At 38.6% G+C, this 17,750-nt stretch carries 14 protein-coding genes; 13 read left to right on the top strand and 1 reads right to left on the bottom strand.

What is annotated here, in order from left to right; genetic code table 11:
- Positions 1 to 6 precede the first annotated feature (6 nt).
- From D0Z64_RS04855 to D0Z64_RS04815, 9 genes are all read left to right on the top strand, one after another.
- A complete protein-coding gene (locus D0Z64_RS04855; protein WP_127345683.1) occupies positions 7 to 2,502 on the top strand; it encodes a DNA translocase FtsK in 2,496 nt (831 codons plus the stop codon).
- A complete protein-coding gene (locus D0Z64_RS04850) occupies positions 2,489 to 3,703 on the top strand; it encodes a M16 family metallopeptidase (RefSeq protein WP_164742124.1) in 1,215 nt (404 codons plus the stop codon). Before D0Z64_RS04855 ends, D0Z64_RS04850 begins: the two co-directional genes overlap by 14 nt.
- Positions 3,700 to 4,950: a M16 family metallopeptidase gene (locus tag D0Z64_RS04845; protein WP_127345681.1), complete on the top strand. Its 1,251-nt coding sequence runs from the start codon at positions 3,700 to 3,702 to the stop codon at positions 4,948 to 4,950. The genes D0Z64_RS04850 and D0Z64_RS04845 overlap by 4 nt, the downstream gene beginning before the upstream one ends.
- A complete protein-coding gene (gene ymfI / locus D0Z64_RS04840) occupies positions 4,947 to 5,675 on the top strand; it encodes an elongation factor P 5-aminopentanone reductase (protein WP_006352639.1) in 729 nt (242 codons plus the stop codon). The genes D0Z64_RS04845 and ymfI overlap by 4 nt, the downstream gene beginning before the upstream one ends.
- Positions 5,676 to 5,748: 73 nt before the next feature.
- Positions 5,749 to 6,816 carry a helix-turn-helix domain-containing protein gene (locus D0Z64_RS04835; protein WP_127345680.1) on the top strand — a complete coding sequence of 356 codons (1,068 nt, stop codon included), beginning with the start codon at positions 5,749 to 5,751 and terminating at the stop codon, positions 6,814 to 6,816.
- Positions 6,817 to 6,849: 33 nt separating this feature from the next.
- Positions 6,850 to 7,428, top strand: coding sequence for a CDP-diacylglycerol--glycerol-3-phosphate 3-phosphatidyltransferase (gene pgsA / locus D0Z64_RS04830; protein ID WP_127345679.1), 579 nt, complete (start codon positions 6,850 to 6,852; stop codon positions 7,426 to 7,428).
- 192 nt (positions 7,429 to 7,620) lie between these two features.
- Positions 7,621 to 8,733, top strand: coding sequence for a recombinase RecA (gene recA / locus D0Z64_RS04825; RefSeq protein ID WP_006352636.1), 1,113 nt, complete (start codon positions 7,621 to 7,623; stop codon positions 8,731 to 8,733).
- A gap of 121 nt (positions 8,734 to 8,854) precedes the next feature.
- A complete protein-coding gene (rny, locus tag D0Z64_RS04820) occupies positions 8,855 to 10,489 on the top strand; it encodes a ribonuclease Y (protein ID WP_406565670.1) in 1,635 nt (544 codons plus the stop codon).
- A gap of 105 nt (positions 10,490 to 10,594) precedes the next feature.
- A complete protein-coding gene (locus tag D0Z64_RS04815; RefSeq protein WP_127345678.1) occupies positions 10,595 to 11,779 on the top strand; it encodes an MraY family glycosyltransferase in 1,185 nt (394 codons plus the stop codon).
- Between the two features lie 40 nt (positions 11,780 to 11,819).
- Here D0Z64_RS04815 and D0Z64_RS04810 read toward each other — a convergent pair whose 3' ends face one another.
- Positions 11,820 to 12,482, bottom strand: a complete 663-nt coding sequence (locus D0Z64_RS04810) for a YigZ family protein (RefSeq protein WP_127345677.1) — start codon at positions 12,480 to 12,482, stop codon at positions 11,820 to 11,822.
- A 44-nt stretch (positions 12,483 to 12,526) separates the two neighbouring features.
- Here D0Z64_RS04810 and D0Z64_RS04805 point away from each other — a divergent pair, with 44 nt between their 5' ends.
- The 4 genes from D0Z64_RS04805 (at position 12,527) to secA (ending at position 17,699) form a co-directional block, all read left to right on the top strand.
- Positions 12,527 to 13,813, top strand: a complete 1,287-nt coding sequence (locus tag D0Z64_RS04805; protein ID WP_127345676.1) for a DEAD/DEAH box helicase — start codon at positions 12,527 to 12,529, stop codon at positions 13,811 to 13,813.
- Entirely contained in the window at positions 13,810 to 14,505 is a 696-nt protein-coding gene (locus D0Z64_RS04800; RefSeq protein WP_127345675.1) for a ComF family protein, read from the top strand. Before D0Z64_RS04805 ends, D0Z64_RS04800 begins: the two co-directional genes overlap by 4 nt.
- Positions 14,506 to 14,598: 93 nt before the next feature.
- The gene (hpf, locus tag D0Z64_RS04795) at positions 14,599 to 15,144 is read left to right on the top strand and encodes a ribosome hibernation-promoting factor, HPF/YfiA family (protein ID WP_080881562.1); all 546 of its coding nucleotides are present in this window, start codon (positions 14,599 to 14,601) and stop codon (positions 15,142 to 15,144) included.
- Between the two features lie 149 nt (positions 15,145 to 15,293).
- Positions 15,294 to 17,699, top strand: coding sequence for a preprotein translocase subunit SecA (secA, locus tag D0Z64_RS04790; protein ID WP_006352629.1), 2,406 nt, complete (start codon positions 15,294 to 15,296; stop codon positions 17,697 to 17,699).
- Positions 17,700 to 17,750 lie beyond the last annotated feature (51 nt).

Raw genomic sequence — 17,750 nt, 5'->3', positions numbered from 1 at the left:
GAAAACATGCCTAAACGCAAGAAAAGAAAAACAAGTAAAAAAGTAAATAAGAATAAACAAAAGGTATCTTTATACTGGGTAACAGCTGGAATTGTACAGATTTTGATTGCAATTTTGTCATTTGCAAAAGTAGGATGGCTTGGCAATCAAACTGCTAACTTAGTTCGACTTTTCTTCGGTAATTCATATTTGTTGGCTAGTGGTTTATTAGCTTTATTCGGCTTAATCATGGTAATTTATGGTCAGCCAGCTCATTTAAAGGTTAAACGCAGTATTGGTCTGTGTTTATCCATTTTTGGCATCTTGCTTATTCAGAGTGGATTGTTTTTTGGACGTGAACTGGTTAACAGCGGTTTCATGAATTCTTTTTGGCATGAAATGGGTGCTGAATTCGGTCGAGCTGCTGTAACTGAAGACGTTGGTGGCGGTTTATTCGGTACTTTAGGTTTTCAGTTTTTTTATCCGCTTTTAGGTCAGATTGGTTTAAGAGTTATTGCTGTTTTATTGATCCCGATTGGCGTTTTGATGTTCTTTGACGTTAAGTACCGGACAATTGTTGAAAAATTTCAAGCTCTCAGCCAAGGTCTTATTAAGAAAAATAAAGAAGCCAGCGACAAACTAAAAGACAAATATGCGGAAATTCGCGAAAAACAAGAAGAACGTCGCCAGCAAAAGAAATCCAATCGCGATAAATTAACTGATCCATTACAAAAGGAAAGCTCTGTTTTTCCTGATGTTGAAGATTTTGATGAGCAAGAACAAAAGCAAGACTCAGAACCAGCAAGCAGCACAAGCAGCCAACCAGAAGAAGTTGAAACACCAATGCCGGAAGTCATTACGCCAGATACGCCAGCAGAAGATGAGACTGATGAACACAAGCCAAGTTTCTATTCTGATGATCATCCACAAAATATTGCTAATCCTAGCGTAAATCATAGTGAAGATAATTTTCCTAAATCTCATTCTTTTGCCGATGACGATCAAAAGATGATGCAAGAATTAGGCAGCGTGGATCACGGCGAGTTAAAGACAGATACTAAAATTAATCCAAGCTACAAGAAGCCACCATTGTCTCTGCTTGATCCAATAAAAAATGCCGATCAGAGCACTGATAAGCAGTTGATTCAAAAGAACACGCAAATTTTGCAGTCCACGTTTAAGAGTTTTGGCGTTAAAGTAATCATTAAAAAAGCAATTTTAGGACCAACGATTACGCGCTATGAAGTGCAACCCGCAGTCGGCGTGAAGGTTAGTCGGATTGTCAATTTGGCTGATGATCTTGCTTTGGCACTTGCTGCTAAGGATATCAGAATTGAAGCACCAATTCCGGGCAAGCCGTTTATTGGAATTGAAGTTCCAAATCGGACGACCTCAACTGTATCCTTTAAGGATGTGATGGAGCACCAAGATCCTAAAGCGAAAAAGAATCCAATGGAGGTACCATTAGGCAAAGATGTCGCTGGTAAAATTATCTCTGCTAATTTGAGTAAAATGCCGCACCTCCTGATTGCCGGTTCAACTGGTTCTGGTAAATCAGTTGCGATTAACACGATTTTGAGCAGCATCTTAATGAAGGCACGTCCAGAAGAAATTAAGCTGGTGCTGATTGATCCTAAAATGGTAGAACTGTCAGTTTATAATGATGTACCACATCTGCTGATTCCAGTGGTAACCGATGCAAAATTGGCCTCCAACGCGCTTCACAAAGTTGTTAAAGAAATGGAGCGCCGCTATAAGCTATTTGCTTCTAGTGGCTGCCGCAATATGAAAGAATACAATCAAAAAGTTGTGGAAAACAATCAAGATAAGACTAAGCCAGTTATGCAGTCTTTACCATATATTTTAGTCGTAGTTGATGAATTGAGTGACTTAATGATGGTCGGTGGCCATGATGTGGAAGGAGCAATTGTTCGTTTGGGTCAAATGGCACGTGCTGCCGGAATTCATATGATTTTGGCAACTCAGCGTCCGAGTGTTGATGTTATTACTGGTTTAATCAAAGCCAACGTTCCATCGCGAATTTCCTTTGCTGTTTCAAGTGGTGTCGATTCCAGAACTATTTTGGATCAGACTGGTGCTGAAAAGTTGCTGGGTCGCGGTGATATGCTTTATATGCCCATCGGAGCTTCTAAACCCGAAAGAATTCAAGGAGCTTACATTGCGAGTGATGAAGTTGAAAGAATTATCGACTGGGTCAAAAAGCAGCAGAAGGCTGAATATGATCAAACGATGATCCCACAAAAGGGTGCAAGCAGTTCAGCTGAAAACGCGAATGATGATCCTGATGATGAGTTTTATGCTCCAGCAGTTGACTTGGTAAGAAAACAACAAACTGCCAGTGTTTCCATGTTGCAAAGACGTTTTAGAATTGGCTACAATCGTGCCGCAAGAATTATTGATGAGATGGAAGCAAAAGGAATTGTTGGTCCATCAGAAGGATCAAAACCTCGTCAAGTATTAATTCCACCAAAGAAAGATGATAGTCAAAATGCTAACGGTTAATACTTCAATTAAATCAAACGAAAAATTTACAACAGCCTCTCTAGGCTGTTTTTTACGCTTGCCGCTGACTAAGCATAATTTAGCGTATGCTAGCTTGCTTTCAAGAATGCAGACGAACGCAAGTCTTTATTTTCCTTCAATTAGAGCTCAACAAGAGGAATTATCGCAGTTGTATGATCTGCAATTAGAAATTATGCCGCAGTTGTTTGGTAAAGAGCTGCTTCTTTCATATGTTGCTAATTTCGTCGAGCCGCTTGAGCTGCTGGATCCAGATTATAGTTATGCCAAAATTGTTGAAGATCTGGCTTTAATTGTTCAGCATCCAAGTTTTGATCCAGCCCTGGTTTCAGTTAGTCAAAAACAATTGTTGGCTGATTATAAAGAAATTGTCGCAGAGCCATCCAATTATGCTCTGGATCGTTTTTTCAATATCTGGTATCAAGATGAGCCTGATTATGCAGAAAACTTTATGGGGCCGATTGAAGAAATTACGGCTGCCACTTCTGGACAAATTCAGCGTTTCAGTGATAGTTTGCGCAGCGTGCCAACGACGATTATTGGCTTGGCTCGAGACCCTAAATCAATGAATAGATTGATTAGAGAAGAGTTTAAACAAGCTGGTCTTTTAAAAAAATTCATGACAGAAGATGCAACGATTATTACGCCTAAGCGTTTAGTTAATAAAACAGAAGAAAAAGGCAATTTGCAAGCCCAATTAATGCTGGGATATGGTTACCGGCAAAAGATTGATTATTATGAGCAAGTTATTGGAATGGTTTTAGCACAATATCTTGCTGGTGACCCTTCTTCAAAATTATTTACGGGAATTCGTGAAGAATTAGGTGCAGCATATGATGTTGAAGCAAATAACTTTGCTAATAATTCATTGTTTTTAATTAATGCTGGCGTCGCTCCTGATAAAAGCAGTCAGGCAGAAAAGATCATTCGAAATGAGATGGCCCAAATTGGTGAGGGCAAGATTGATGATGACTTGCTGAAAAAGGCAAAAAGAGCGTTAGTAACCGTTCAAAAAATTGGCCAGGATCAACCTAATTGGCAACTGTCTCAAATGCTCAGAGAAAATCTTTTCCCTGAATACGAGAATTTTGATCGTCTGGCTGCGCTTAAAAAAGTTACAGCTCATCAATTGCAAAAATTTGTTCAAAATCTATTTTTAAATGAAAGCTATATTTTAAAATGAGAGTACCACAAATCATTAAACGAAAGTATGATTCCGGCTTTGAGGCGGAATTTGTATTGAGACCGAATTTTAATCAACGTTTTTTTGGGATAATCGTTGATTTTGGCAGCAGTGATCCCCAAAGACATGCAGGAACGGCGCACTTTTTAGAGCATAAATTATTCGCTAAAGAGAGCGGAGATTTATCGCATGAATTTGAAAAAATTGGTGCTGATGTTAATGCTTTTACTTCTTTTAATGAGACGATGTTTTACTGCAGTGGCATCAGTAATAACCAAACTTTGATCAAGCTTTTATTCAGACTGGTTGGCGAGCCGTATTTTACCGAAAAAAATGTTGCCCAAGAAGAGCCAATTATTCAGCAGGAATTAGCTATGTATCAAGATGAGCCTAATTGGGCCGTCAATAATACTTTGATGAAGCAAATGTTCGGCGATTCAAATCTAGGAATTGATGTTGCTGGTACCAAAGAAACAATTGCAGCAATTACCGCTCAGGATCTATTGGAATGCTATCAGCAAAATTATGTTGCATCAAAAATGCATTTTATTGCCTGCGGAGATTTTTCAGATTATCAGGTAAAAACGCTCTTGCGCTTAGTGGGTAAATTATCCGAACAATATTTTAAGAAACAAGCAGCTAATAAGTGCAAGATTGTTTGTGCTAAAGGGCAATTGCAAAGCAAAGTCCTAGTCAATAAAAGTGAATCCAACCTTTTTGGAATCGGCCTACGCTTGCCAAATTTTAAGAAAGTATTATCAAGTCGTGATTTGTCTCAAATTATGCTTGAAATAATGTTAGAATCAAAATTAAGTGTAACAAGTCCGTGGTTTGAAAGAATGAGAAAACACAATTTGTTAAGCAATTCGCTCCAAATTTCGGTTAATTACACACGAGAAGGAAATTTTGCGACTATTTTTGGAATTAGTGGGCAAAGCAAGATGGTCATTCAAGAAATTAAGGATGAGTTAAACAAACCATTGCAGGCTTTGGATAGAGTTTATCTGCATAAGTTCTATAATCTGAAGAAAAAAGAATGGCTTGCACAGACAATTCGCAGTTTAGATGATTTACCCTACTTAGCTGTGGAGTGTGCCGAGGAAAGCCTTGATGGCGAGAACTCGTTTGAAAATATCCAGAAGCTGCAGCTGCTTAGTTTTGATGATTTTGCAAGCTATTGTGCAAGTTTGATGAAAGACTATCAATTTTGTGCTGTTAGACTTGAGAAGGGAGAGGCAGAGCAGTGAAACGTGTAATTGTTTTTGGCGCAACTGGCGGAATTGGACAAGCAATCTGTCAGACTTTGGCAGCCGATGGCTGGTCACTTTATTTGCATTGCAATAACAATGTGGATGGAGCTAGTGAGCAGGCGCAAAAGCTGATGACAATTTATCCACAGCAGGATTTTATGCCGATAAAATTTGATTTTTTATCTGAAAAAGAGCAGCTTTCCAAGTTTGTTAATTCACTCTTACCAGTTAATGCAGCGGTTTTTGCACAGGGAATCACTAAATATGATTTTTTGACCAAACAAAAAATTGCTGATATTGAAAAAATTATTCAAGTCAATCTGACTGTTCCCATTGAATTAACTAAATTGCTTGAACCAATTTTAATTAAACAAGAATATAGTCGCATCGTCTACTTAGGATCAGTTTACGGTGGTCAGGGAAGTGCGCTGGAATCTGTCTATAGTGCGACCAAAGCGGGACTTAGCCGTTTTAGTCAAGCCTATGCGCGTGAAGTGGCTTCGACAAACCTGACGGTTAATGTGGTTGCACCGGGCGCCGTAAACACACCGATGAATGCAATGTTTTGCAAAGAAACAATGCAAGAAGTTGAAAGTGAGATTCCGGCAGGACGTTTGGCTCAAGGAAAGGATATTTCTTATTGGGTAAAATGCTTGCTAGATAAAAATAGTTCTTATTGTACTGGGCAAACAATTTATATTAGCGGAGGCTGGCTTTTATAATATCCAAGTTTGTCATAAAAATTTAAATTTATGGTATACTCAATTTGTTAATCTAAAATTTGAAGAGGTAAATATGGCTGATATCGGAGATAAATTACGCAGTGCTAGAGAAGCTAAAGGTCTTTCGATTGCGGATATTGAAAAGGCAACAAAGATTCAAAGCAGATATTTGGAGGCAATCGAACAGAACGATTTTGATAAGCTTCCTGGTGATTTTTATGTCAGAGCATTTATTAGACAATATGCTCAAATCGTCGGATTAGATGGTAAGGAATTGTTGAGTGATTATAAACAAGATGTACCGGAGTCTGATCCAGATGAATATGTTGAAAATTCAATTGACAACAAGAGTGAGGAAGTTCGTGAGACCACAGATAATAAGAAAAATATGTGGAAGAACTATTTGCCACGGATTGCTATTTGTTTAGGCGTAATCATCGTCGTCTTAGTAGTCTACTTCTTATATGCGCGTCTTTCTTCAAGTGGACAAAGCAGTAATAATGACAACAATGTGGCTGTTTCTTCACAAACTTCTTCTAAGTCAAGCTCATCTTCGGCTGTTAAGAAGAGCAATGTTAAGGTAACTTCTTTGGGCAACAACCAATATCGTGTTACCGGGCTTAAAAATAACCGCAAGTTGACTATTAAAGCTGGTTCTCAAGCCGTAACTGCTACAGTTACTGTTAATGGGGCTACAGTGCAACGTAAGGCCATTGCTGCAAACAGCAAAGATAGCTTGAACTTGTCAAGCGGTGCCAAAACTGTTGCTATTACTTTGAGTAATGATACTGATACTTCAATTAAGATTGCCGGTAAAAAAGTCCCATATACTACCACTGGTCAATCTAGAACAATTACCTTGCTGATTGGTAAAGCAAGTTCACAAAGCAGTTCTTCTAGCTCAAGCACGCAAAGCAGTACACAGAGCAGTTCAACTACTAACTCATACAACAAGCAACAAAGCAGCAGTCATCAGAGTCAGACTCAATCAAGTCAAACGCAATCTTCAACTACGCAGAGAAACCAGACTAAAAATGACCAAAACAACCAAGGTCAAAGCGGTAAAGGCCAACAAAGCAGTAAAGGCCAACAAAGCAGTCAAAACAATAACGATAAAGGCAATGACGCTGGTAACCGTTAGTTTGATTAGAGTGGTATTTTAGAGGAGATAAAAATGAATTTACCTAATAAATTAACAATGTTTAGAATCTTTATGATTCCAGTATTTATGTTGCTTATTATTTTTAGAGGAGCAACAGGCGGCTATACTGCTACAGTCGGTGTAGCACACGGAACGGTAATTTCTTGGCTTCAAGTGATTGCTGTTGTAGTATTTGCAGTAGCTTCTGCTACTGACTGGCTTGATGGTCATATTGCTCGTTCACGCAATTTGGTTACCAACTTCGGTAAGTTTGCTGACCCACTTGCTGATAAGATGTTGACAATGACTGCCTTCATTTTCTTGGTTTCACTTAATTTAGCTCCAGCATGGGTAGTTGCAATTATTGTTTGTCGTGAACTTGCAGTAACTGGTTTACGTTTAATCGTTGTTGAAAATGATGGTGAAGTTATCGCTGCTAAAATGCCAGGCAAGATCAAGACCACAGCACAAATGCTTTCAATTATTTTCTTGCTTTTAGGTGATCCATTCTATCTCGGAACTGTTTTGCTTTACATCGCTTTAATCTTTGCCGTTTACTCCGGTTACGATTATTTCCATTCATCATGGGGCGTATTCAAGGGCTCAATGTAGTTTGATAATCAAATAATTCATAAAAAAGATTGGATTTATCCAATCTTTTTTATTTTCTACGGTAAAATAGCAATTTTTTTCGTATTTATAATATAGAGGATAAAATTCTTGAACGCTCGTTCGCTTTTTCCTTGCAATCTGCTAAAGAGTCAAAGTATAATTAATATGTAATGTCCATAGGAGGTAAATAGTTTGGCCAAAGATGAAAAAAAGGCTGCCTTAGATGCGGCCCTCAAAAAGATTGAAAAGAACTTTGGTAAGGGCGCTGTTATGCGGATGGGTGAAAAAGCCGATACGCAAATTTCAACTGTCCCAACCGGCTCAATTGCATTGGATGCAGCCCTTGGTGTTGGTGGCTATCCACGTGGGAGAATTATTGAAGTATATGGTCCTGAATCTTCAGGTAAGACAACGGTTGCTTTGCATGCCGTAGCTGAAGTACAAAAGCGCGGTGGTACGGCTGCTTATATCGATGCCGAAAACGCTATGGATCCAGCTTATGCGGAAGCTTTAGGCGTTGATATTGATTCTTTGATTTTGTCACAACCAAATACTGGTGAAGAAGGTCTGCAGATCGCTGATACTTTAATTTCCAGTGGTGCTATCGACATTTTAGTTGTCGATTCAGTTGCTGCCTTGGTTCCACGAGCAGAAATTGAAGGTGAAATGGGTGATGCCCATGTTGGTTTGCAGGCTCGTCTTATGAGCCAGGCTCTTAGAAAGCTTTCAGGAACAATTTCTAAGACAAAAACCATTGCAATCTTCATTAACCAGATTCGTGAAAAGGTCGGTGTCATGTTTGGTAACCCTGAAACTACGCCAGGTGGTCGTGCTTTGAAGTTCTACTCAACGATTAGACTTGAAGTAAGAAGAGCTGAACAAATTAAGCAGTCTGGTGATGTTTTAGGTAACCGCGTTAAGATTAAGGTTGTTAAGAACAAAGTTGCCCCACCATTTAAGGTTGCCGAAGTAGATATTATGTATGGCAAAGGCATCTCACAAAGTGGTGAGCTTTTGGATATGGCAGCTGATAAGGATATTATCGATAAAGCTGGATCATGGTATTCATATAAGTCTGATCGAATTGGACAAGGACGTGAAAATGCTAAGAAATACTTGGAAGATCACCCAGATATTTATCAAGAGATTGAAACTCAAGTTCGTCAAGCTTATGGTATTGATGAAAAATCCATTGCCGACCGTGAAAATCCTGAAAAGATAAAAGAAAAACGTGAAACCGCTGAAAAGAGCGAAGAAGCAAAAGAAACTGCCGAGAAAAAAGAAGCAGCCAGTAAAAGCAAATAAAGTTGGAGAAATCAACCTTGACCTTGGATTTTAATTCCAAGGTTTTTTCTTGTTGATTGACATGTGCATTCCAGTTCTTTATCATAAAACTGTGTGAATAATTCTAAAAAAGGCGATAGTAATGATGGTAAATGAAATTTTAATTCCCGCCGTGGTTGCTATTGTTTCACTTTTAGTGGGATTAGGCGCAGGCTATGCAATTCGAAAAAATTCTTGGGAAAAGAAAGCCCAAAATGCACAGAATGATGCTGACCACATTCTTGCTGATGCCAAGGCACAGGTTACTGCTGCTGAAGCTGAAGTAAATGCACAAAAACAGGCTGCGGAAGCAGTTAAACAAAGTGCAGAAAACACCAAAAAAGAAAAAATTCTTGAAGCACAAGAAGAAATTCAAGAATATCGACAAAAAATCGAAGACAGTTTGAATCAAAAACGTGATGAAATTTTACGTTTGCAGAATCGTCTAGGACAGCGTGAAGATACTCTTGATCATCAAAAATCTTTATTGGAGGAAAAAGAATCTGGCCTCTCACGAAAAGAAGATCAATTAAAGCAGCAAGAAGCTAATTTAAACAAAAAGCTAGAATATGCCAATGAGTTAGTCGAAAAACGTCGACAAAAACTTTATGAGGTGGCTGATCTGGATAAGGAACAAGCTAAGAAGCTTGTTTTGAGTCAGCTCTCAGATGAATTGGTTAAAGAACGAGCTGAAATGATTAGAAATAGCAATGAAGAAGTTCAAGCTAAAGCTGATCGTTTTGCTAATCAAATATTGGTTGATGCGATTCAAAGCTCGGCAGCTGATACAGTTGCAGAAACCACGGTTTCTGTAGTTGATTTGCCAAATGAAGAAATGAAGGGCAGAATTATTGGCCGTGAGGGACGCAATATTCGTTCCTTTGAAGCTTTGACAGGAATCGACTTAATTATTGATGACACGCCAAAGGTCGTTACTTTGAGCGGCTTTGATCCAATCAGACGAGAAATTGCCAAAAGAGCAATGCAGCGTTTGATTAAGGATGGTCGAATTCATCCAGCTCGCATTGAAGAGATGGTTGATAAGGCCCGTAAAGAAGTAAATGACGATATCTATGAAGCAGGTGAAAGTGCTTTGATGGATTTGGGAATTCACCGGATGAATCCTGAATTAGTGAAGACTTTAGGCCGACTTAAATATCGTACTTCTTATGGTCAAAATGTTTTAGCACACTCAATTGAAGTTGCAAAATTAGCAGGTACAATGGCTGCAGAACTTGGTCTAGATGAAAAACTAGCAGTTCGCGCGGGATTATTACACGATATTGGTAAAGCAATTGATCATGATATTGAAGGCTCACACGTTGAGATTGGGGTTGAATTGACTCGTAAATATCATGAATCAGATATAGTAGTTAATGCGATTGCGGCTCACCACGGAGATGTACCGAAGTTATCGTTTATTGCTGAACTTGTAGTAGCGGCAGATACGATTTCTTCAGCTCGTCCGGGTGCAAGAAGCGAAAGTCTTGAAAACTACATTAGACGGCTGACTGAACTTGAAGACATAGCCAAGAGCTACCAAGGAGTAAAGCAGGCTTATGCGATTCAAGCAGGACGTGAAGTCCGGGTTATGGTTGAGCCTGATGAAATTTCAGACGATCGTATCACTGTATTGGCACGGGACATTAAGAACCAAGTTGAAAAAGAACTTGATTACCCAGGTAATATTAAGATTACGGTTATTCGTGAAAAACGAGTGTTTGCAATTGCTAAATAAGCGTTCGGCATAAGAGCTGAGCGCTTTTTGCTTTACTTAAACTTGATTGTTATCTCAAAGTCCTTGTATAATGAGAGGAAAACTTCTTAAAGAAAGCAGTCAAAAATGTTTAAAATTATTGTTGATTTATTCTTTCTGGTCATTATCCAGGCGGCCATCACGCCGTTTATTCGAAGATTGGCCTTTGTTTTAGGAGCCGTAGATAATCCTAATGCAAGAAGAGTTAACAAAAAGCCCATGCCTACAATTGGTGGCTTGGGTATTTTCGTGACTTTTAATATCGGTTGCTTTATTCTTTTGCGTGAGCAATTTCCAACCCATGAATTATTCTCAATTTTGCTTGCCTCAAGCGTTATTGTCTTGACCGGTATGATTGATGATATTCTTGAATTAAAGCCTCGACAGAAGATGTTTGGCATCTTTATCGCATCCCTGGTGGTTTATTTCTTGGCAGGCATCCGAATGGATGTTATTAATCTGCCGTTCATTCACCATGAAATAACTTTAGGCTGGTGGAGCCTGCCAATCACCATTTTTTGGATTCTGGCTTTGACTAATGCCGTCAATCTGATTGACGGGCTTGATGGTTTAGCTGATGGCGTATCGATGATTTCTCTAACTACGATGGGAATCGTCGGCTACTTCTTTTTACATACCCATGAACTGTATGTTCCAATTGCTTGCTTTATGCTGGCGGCCTGTTTATTGGGCTTTTTACCGTACAATTTTCATCCAGCCAAAATTTTCTTGGGTGATACGGGAGCATTGTATATTGGGTTCATGATTTCGATTTTCTCGCTTAAAGGCTTGAAAAACGTTACTTTCATTTCATTGCTGGTCCCAATTATCATTTTAGGGGTTCCAATTACTGATACCGTTTATGCGATGATTCGGCGGAAGCTGAACAAGCACCCAGTTTCGCAGGCCGATAAGCATCACTTGCACCACCAATTAATGAAGATGGGATTGACTCATCGACAAACAGTTTTGACAATTTATGCTTTATCTTTAATTTTTTCTTTTATTTCATTGTTGTTCCTGCTTTCACCAACTTGGGGAATTTGGCCATTAATTCTGTCATTGTTGTTTGCCCTTGAATTATTTGTTGAATCAATTGGACTTTTAGGTGAAAAATACAAACCGCTCATGCATTTGATGCAGAAAGTTATCAGTTCTCGAAGTACGAGGGATCCAAAAGTTGAGGTTTGGCATTTGGGTGAGGAAAAGCCAAATCAATTAAAACGTCCGGATAAGCAATTTAAAGTTCAAGACGATAAGAAAAATAAGTAAAACAAAAATGAGTTTGAGATAATTTTTCTCAAGCTCATTTTTATTGTTCATGAAAATTGTTTTGCGTCACGGGCATTTCATTGTAGCGCTTTTCGCCTAACGTGAACTTTACTTTGCCAGCCAACAAATTAGTTAAATCATCTTCAAATTGCTTTTGGTTTTCTTCATCCAGAAAAACTTTAATTTGAACATCAGTTGCATAATTGGTATCTGCAATGAAAATTTGTTTTTCTTTAAGGTAGTGGTTAACTTCATCGAAGCGATTATAGGCAACAGAAAAGATCAGTTCTTGCTGTAGACCCCGTTTAATGACGCCAATCTTTTCGGCAGCTTGGGTTACGCTGTTTGAATAGGCTCTGATTAATCCGCCGGCCCCCAGCTTAATGCCGCCAAAATATCTGGTAACGACCACAGTCACGTTTTTAAGCTTCATCAGTTGGAGTGCTCTCAATTCAGGGATGCCAGCCGTACCTGAAGGCTCACCGTTGTCGCTAGCCTTTACTTGATCATCATTGAGACCAATTGTGTAAGCATAAGTATTGTGATTTGCATCATGGTACTTTTTGCTTATTTTTTTAATAAATGCCATTGCTTCTTCAACCGTATTGCTGCGTGCTATGCTGGCAATGAATCTGCTTTTTTTAATAATAATCTCGTTAGTGCCATTTTCTTTGATAGTTAAGAAATTTTCATTTTTTGACAAAAAATCGCCTCTTTTTACGTATATATATTTTAGGAGGGCAAAAAATGGAAAATTCACCCCAATTAGCTGGTCGACAATGGACGAGCAATCAACAGAATTTTAGCATAAGTGCAGATACTAATAAAATTCCAGCAATTGAAAACTTTTATTGCAATCGTTGTGGCAGCCGTGTTTCAGGAGAATTGCCATCAGGTAAAAAATATTGTCGTGCCTGCATTGGGCTGGGACGAATCTGTGAAGGAGACAGTTTGATTCGCCTGCCAGCAGATAATCGGCTTTTTCCAAAATTAAAAAATGGCGGAATGACTTGGCAAGGAGAATTAACATCGCAGCAGCAAAAAGTGTCAACGGCCTTGCTGGAAAATTTTAACAAAAAGAAGAATACTTTGGTTCACGCTGTTACAGGGGCCGGTAAAACAGAAATGTTGTTTGAATTGATTGCTGCTTGCATGAAAGAGGGAAAACGAGCTTGTATAGCGACGCCGCGAATTGACGTTGTAAATGAGCTCTATCCTCGTTTTGAAGCAGCCTTTGCCAAAATTAAAATTGGCAAATATCATGGCCGTGAATATCATGATCCGGGAAACGATCAATTGACGATTTGCACAACGCACCAATTGCTAAAGTTTTATCAGGCATTTGACCTTTTAGTTATTGATGAAGTTGACTCATTTCCTTATGTAGGAAACAGTCAGTTGCACTTTGCGGCTAAGAATGCAGTAAAAAAGACGGGAATTCGTGTTTATTTAACAGCTACGCCAACGGAAGACCTGCTCTTAGAGGCAAAAAGCGGCGAATTAGAAATCGTCAAATTAAATCGCCGGTTTCATGGTGGATTGTTGCCTGTACCTAAAGAAAAATTGTTTTTACGACCATTTCTGAAAAAGAATAAAATTAATCCAAATCTATTGCGGGAAGTAAAAAAAGTTTTAGCGACGGGCCATCCTTTGCTTTTATTTGTTCCACGAATAGATGAAGTTAATATTTATTTGCAGGCACTAAGGACCGACCCTGCTTTGAAAAAAGTGCACATTGCCGGCGTCCATGCTGCAGATAGCGAAAGAATTAAGAAAGTCCAACAGTTTCGTGAAGGACAACTAGATTTATTGATCACAACGACTATCTTAGAACGAGGCGTAACTTTCAAACATGTGTGGGTTATTATTGTTGCGGCTGATGATCCAATTTATACTACAGCGAGTTTAGTTCAAATTGCCGGCAGAGTTGGTAGAGATAAAAACGATCAAGATGGGCTAGTGCTTTATTGCTATCACAAATATACGGCCAAGATTGATTTAGCAATCAAGCAAATTAAGGAGATGAATCGATGATTGAATGTCTGTTCTGTGGTCAGTATTTCGCTGCTGATTTCAACTTGCTGGATCTTTTATCAACGCAAAAAAAGAGACAAGGCCGTCTTTGTCGGCAATGTCTTAAACGTTTTCCAAGATTAGGCAAAACACGCTGTCCAAATTGTGATAAAAATGTGGAAAAAAGCGGACTATGTTTGGACTGTCAAGATTGGCAAAAGATTTATCCCAATAATTTGCTTAAAAATCATGCTGTTTACCGTTACAGTGATGCTTTTCATGACTTAATGGTGAATTATAAACGTTACGGCGATTACTGTCTTCGAGAAATTTTGCAAGAGTTGATTCGAAAAGAAATTCAAGAATACCATTTTGATTATTACGTACCAGTACCTACATCACCGGAGCATCAAAAACGAAGACAATTTGATACAGTTAGTGCAATCTTTGCAGATTTGCTGTCGCTTAGCTATTTTCTAAAAAAGAAAGAAGGCACAGGAGCACAGGGTGAAAAGAATAAGCGTCAACGGCTGCTAACGCCACAAGGCTTTTTTGTTGCTAAAGATGCCCCAATCAAAGATAATATTAGTAATGACAGATTCTTATTATTAGATGACATTTATACCACGGGAAGAACCCTATATAATGCGCGAGACAAGCTCTTAGAAGTGTTTCCACAAGCAAAAATTGAAAGCTTTGCAATTTGTCATTAATCAATTGTTATTAAATTAATGCTAAACGCTTACATTTTCTGGTATAATGAAATTGTAAAGAAAAAACGCATAACGGTGAAAGGAGAATCTTATATGTTAAAATACAATGTTCGTGGCGAAAATATTGAAGTTACTGATGCCTTAAGAAGCTACGTTGAAAAACGTTTGAATAAATTGGAGAAATACTTTGAATTATCTCAAGATGTGATTGCCCACGTTAACTTAAAGGTTTACCGTGATCACTCAGCAAAAGTAGAGGTAACTATTCCATTACCTTACTTAGTTTTGAGAGCTGAAGAAACCACGGACGATATGTATCGCAGTATTGACTTCGTTTCAGAAAAATTGGAACGTCAAATCAAAAAGTACAAGACCCGTGTAAACAGAAAGAGCCGTGAAAAAGGTTTGCACGACTTCTTTGTTGAAGCTCCTGAAGAAGAAGAAAAGAAGCCAGCTAAATTTGATATCGTTCGTAACAAGCGTGTTAGCTTGAAACCAATGGATCCAGAAGAAGCTATTTTGCAAATGGATATGTTGGGACATGACTTCTTTGTATTCCAAGACGCTGAAACTAATGGTACAAGCGTTGTTTACCGCAGAAACGATGGCCGTTACGGCTTAATCGAAACTAATGAATAACAAAAACTTAGTAATAGTTTTTTGAGTCTGGTTTTTCCAGACTTTTTTATTGCTTTGATATTTAATGAAGCGAATATTTTTAATTTGATCGCAATTATGGTAGAATTAAAATGTATTTTTAGACTTTCGACATATAAGGGGCCGATTTAATGGCAAATATTTTAAAGAAACTTTATAACGCTGATAAGCGTGAATTGAAAAAATTTGAAAAGATTGCAAAAAAAGTTGAAAGCTATGCTGACGAAATGAGCAAGCTTTCCGATGAAGAATTAAAAGCAAAAACACCAGAATTTCGTAAACGTTTAAAGAACGGTGAAACTTTGGATGACATTTTGCCAGAAGCTTTTGCTGTTTCTCGTGAAGGAGCAAAGCGTGTTTTAGGCTTATATCCATTCCATGTTCAAATCTTAGGTGGGATTGCTTTACACTTTGGTAATATTGCTGAAATGATGACTGGTGAAGGTAAGACTTTGACTGCCACAATGCCAGTTTATTTGAATGCCCTTGAAGGTAAAGGGGTTCACGTTGTTACGGTTAACGAATATTTAGCAAGCCGTGACGAAAGCGAAATGGGTCAGCTTTACAAGTGGCTTGGCTTAACTGTTGGCTTAAATTTAAACTCAATGTCACCTGATGAAAAGCGTGAAGCATATAACTGTGATGTTACTTATTCAACCAACTCAGAACTTGGTTTTGATTACTTGCGTGATAACATGGTTGTTTATAAGGAACAAATGGTTCAACGTCCTTTAAACTATGCCATCATCGATGAGGTTGACTCAATTTTGATTGATGAAGCGAGAACGCCATTGATTATTTCTGGTCAAGCTGAACAAGCTAATCGTGACTATATTCGTGCTGACCGCTTTGTTAAGACTTTGCGTGAAGACAAGAGCGATGATGAAGAAGATGAAGCTTCAGATGTAGATCAAGGCGATTACAAGATCGACTGGCCAACTAAGACCATTTCATTGACAAGAACTGGAATTGAAAAGGCCTGCAAGCACTTTGGCTTGAAGAACCTGTACGATGTTGAAAACCAAAAACTTGTTCACCACATTGATCAAGCTTTGCGTGCAAATTACATTATGCAGAAGGATATTGACTACGTTGTTCAAAACGGCGAAGTAATGATCGTTGATTCATTTACTGGACGTGTAATGGAAGGCCGTCGTTATTCAGACGGTTTGCACCAAGCTATTGAAGCAAAAGAAGGAGTTAAGATTCAAGAGGAATCTAAGACTCAAGCAACGATTACCTACCAGAACTTCTTCAGAATGTATAAGAAATTGTCAGGGATGACTGGTACTGCAAAAACTGAAGAAGAAGAATTCCGTGAAATTTACAACATGCAGGTAATCACTATTCCTACAAACCGGCCAATTGTCAGAAAAGATATGCCTGATATTCTTTACCCAACTTTGGATTCAAAATTCCGTGCTGTTGTTGAAGAAATTAAAAAGCGTCACGCTAAGGGACAACCTGTTTTGGTTGGTACGGTTTCAATTGAAAGCTCAGAGCGTTTGAGCAAGATGCTTGATCAAGCAGGTATTCCTCACGCAGTTTTGAACGCTAAAAACCACGCTAAGGAAGCCGCAATTATTATGAATGCTGGTCAACGTGGAGCAGTTACGATTGCCACTAACATGGCTGGTCGTGGTACTGATATTAAATTAGGGCCTGGTGTTAAAGAACTTGGCGGTTTAGCTGTTATTGGTACTGAAAGACACGAGTCGCGTCGTATCGATAACCAGCTTCGTGGACGTTCTGGTCGTCAAGGTGACCCTGGTTATACTCGGTTCTACCTTTCACTTGAAGACGATTTGATGAAGCGTTTTGGTGGAGATAGAGTAAAGGACTTCTTGGACCGTCTATCTGATAATGATGATGATAAAGTTATTGAAAGTCGTTTGATCACGCGTCAAGTTGAATCAGCTCAAAAACGTGTTGAAGGTAACAACTACGATACTCGTAAACAAACACTGCAATACGATGATGTTATGAGAATTCAGCGTGAAATCATTTACGGTGAAAGAATGCAAGTCATTGAAGCTGACAAATCATTGAAAGATGTTCTTATTCCAATGATTCACCGAACAATTGACCACCAAATCAACATGTTTGCTCAAGGTGATCATAAAGATTGGCGTGTTGACTCACTGCGTGATTTTATCGTTTCAAGTTTAACCAATGAAGAAGTTGCTGATTCAATTGATTACAAGACGATTAGCGTTAAGGATTTAAAGCAAAAACTTTATGATATCGTAGAAAAGAACTTCGAAGAAAAAGAAAAAGCTCTTGGCGATCCATCACAAATGCTTGAGTTTGAAAAGGTAGTCATCTTACGGGTGGTTGACGATCGTTGGACTGACCATATTGATGCAATGGATCAATTGCGGCAATCAATTGGTCTTCGTGGTTATGGTCAATTGAACCCATTGGTTGAATACCAAGATTCTGGTTACAGAATGTTTGAAGAAATGATTTCAAACATTGAATTTGATGTAACTCGTTTGTTCATGAAAGCAGAAATCAGACAAAACTTAAGTAGATAATGAGAGAGGGAGAAAGCAATGAGTTTTCTCCTCTTTTTTGAAAAGGGAAGC

The organism is Lactobacillus amylolyticus (genome assembly GCF_003999355.1).
GTDB lineage: Bacteria > Bacillota > Bacilli > Lactobacillales > Lactobacillaceae > Lactobacillus > Lactobacillus amylolyticus.
Note: the sequence above shows the minus strand (reverse complement) of the source record. Positions and strands in the feature narration are given on the sequence as shown.

Excerpts from the sequence above, each read along its gene's own strand:
- D0Z64_RS04805 (WP_127345676.1), top strand. The coding sequence starts at position 12,527 with ATGGAAAATTCACCCCAATTAGCTGGTCGACAATGGACGAGCAATCAA.
- D0Z64_RS04855 (WP_127345683.1), top strand. The coding sequence starts at position 7 with ATGCCTAAACGCAAGAAAAGAAAAACAAGTAAAAAAGTAAATAAGAAT.
- hpf (WP_080881562.1), top strand. The coding sequence starts at position 14,599 with ATGTTAAAATACAATGTTCGTGGCGAAAATATTGAAGTTACTGATGCC.
- pgsA (WP_127345679.1), top strand. The coding sequence starts at position 6,850 with ATGAATTTACCTAATAAATTAACAATGTTTAGAATCTTTATGATTCCA.
- D0Z64_RS04835 (WP_127345680.1), top strand. The coding sequence starts at position 5,749 with ATGGCTGATATCGGAGATAAATTACGCAGTGCTAGAGAAGCTAAAGGT.
- secA (WP_006352629.1), top strand. The coding sequence starts at position 15,294 with ATGGCAAATATTTTAAAGAAACTTTATAACGCTGATAAGCGTGAATTG.
- D0Z64_RS04850 (WP_164742124.1), top strand. The coding sequence starts at position 2,489 with ATGCTAACGGTTAATACTTCAATTAAATCAAACGAAAAATTTACAACA.
- D0Z64_RS04845 (WP_127345681.1), top strand. The coding sequence starts at position 3,700 with ATGAGAGTACCACAAATCATTAAACGAAAGTATGATTCCGGCTTTGAG.
- D0Z64_RS04800 (WP_127345675.1), top strand. The coding sequence starts at position 13,810 with ATGATTGAATGTCTGTTCTGTGGTCAGTATTTCGCTGCTGATTTCAAC.
- rny (WP_406565670.1), top strand. The coding sequence starts at position 8,855 with ATGATGGTAAATGAAATTTTAATTCCCGCCGTGGTTGCTATTGTTTCA.
- D0Z64_RS04815 (WP_127345678.1), top strand. The coding sequence starts at position 10,595 with ATGTTTAAAATTATTGTTGATTTATTCTTTCTGGTCATTATCCAGGCG.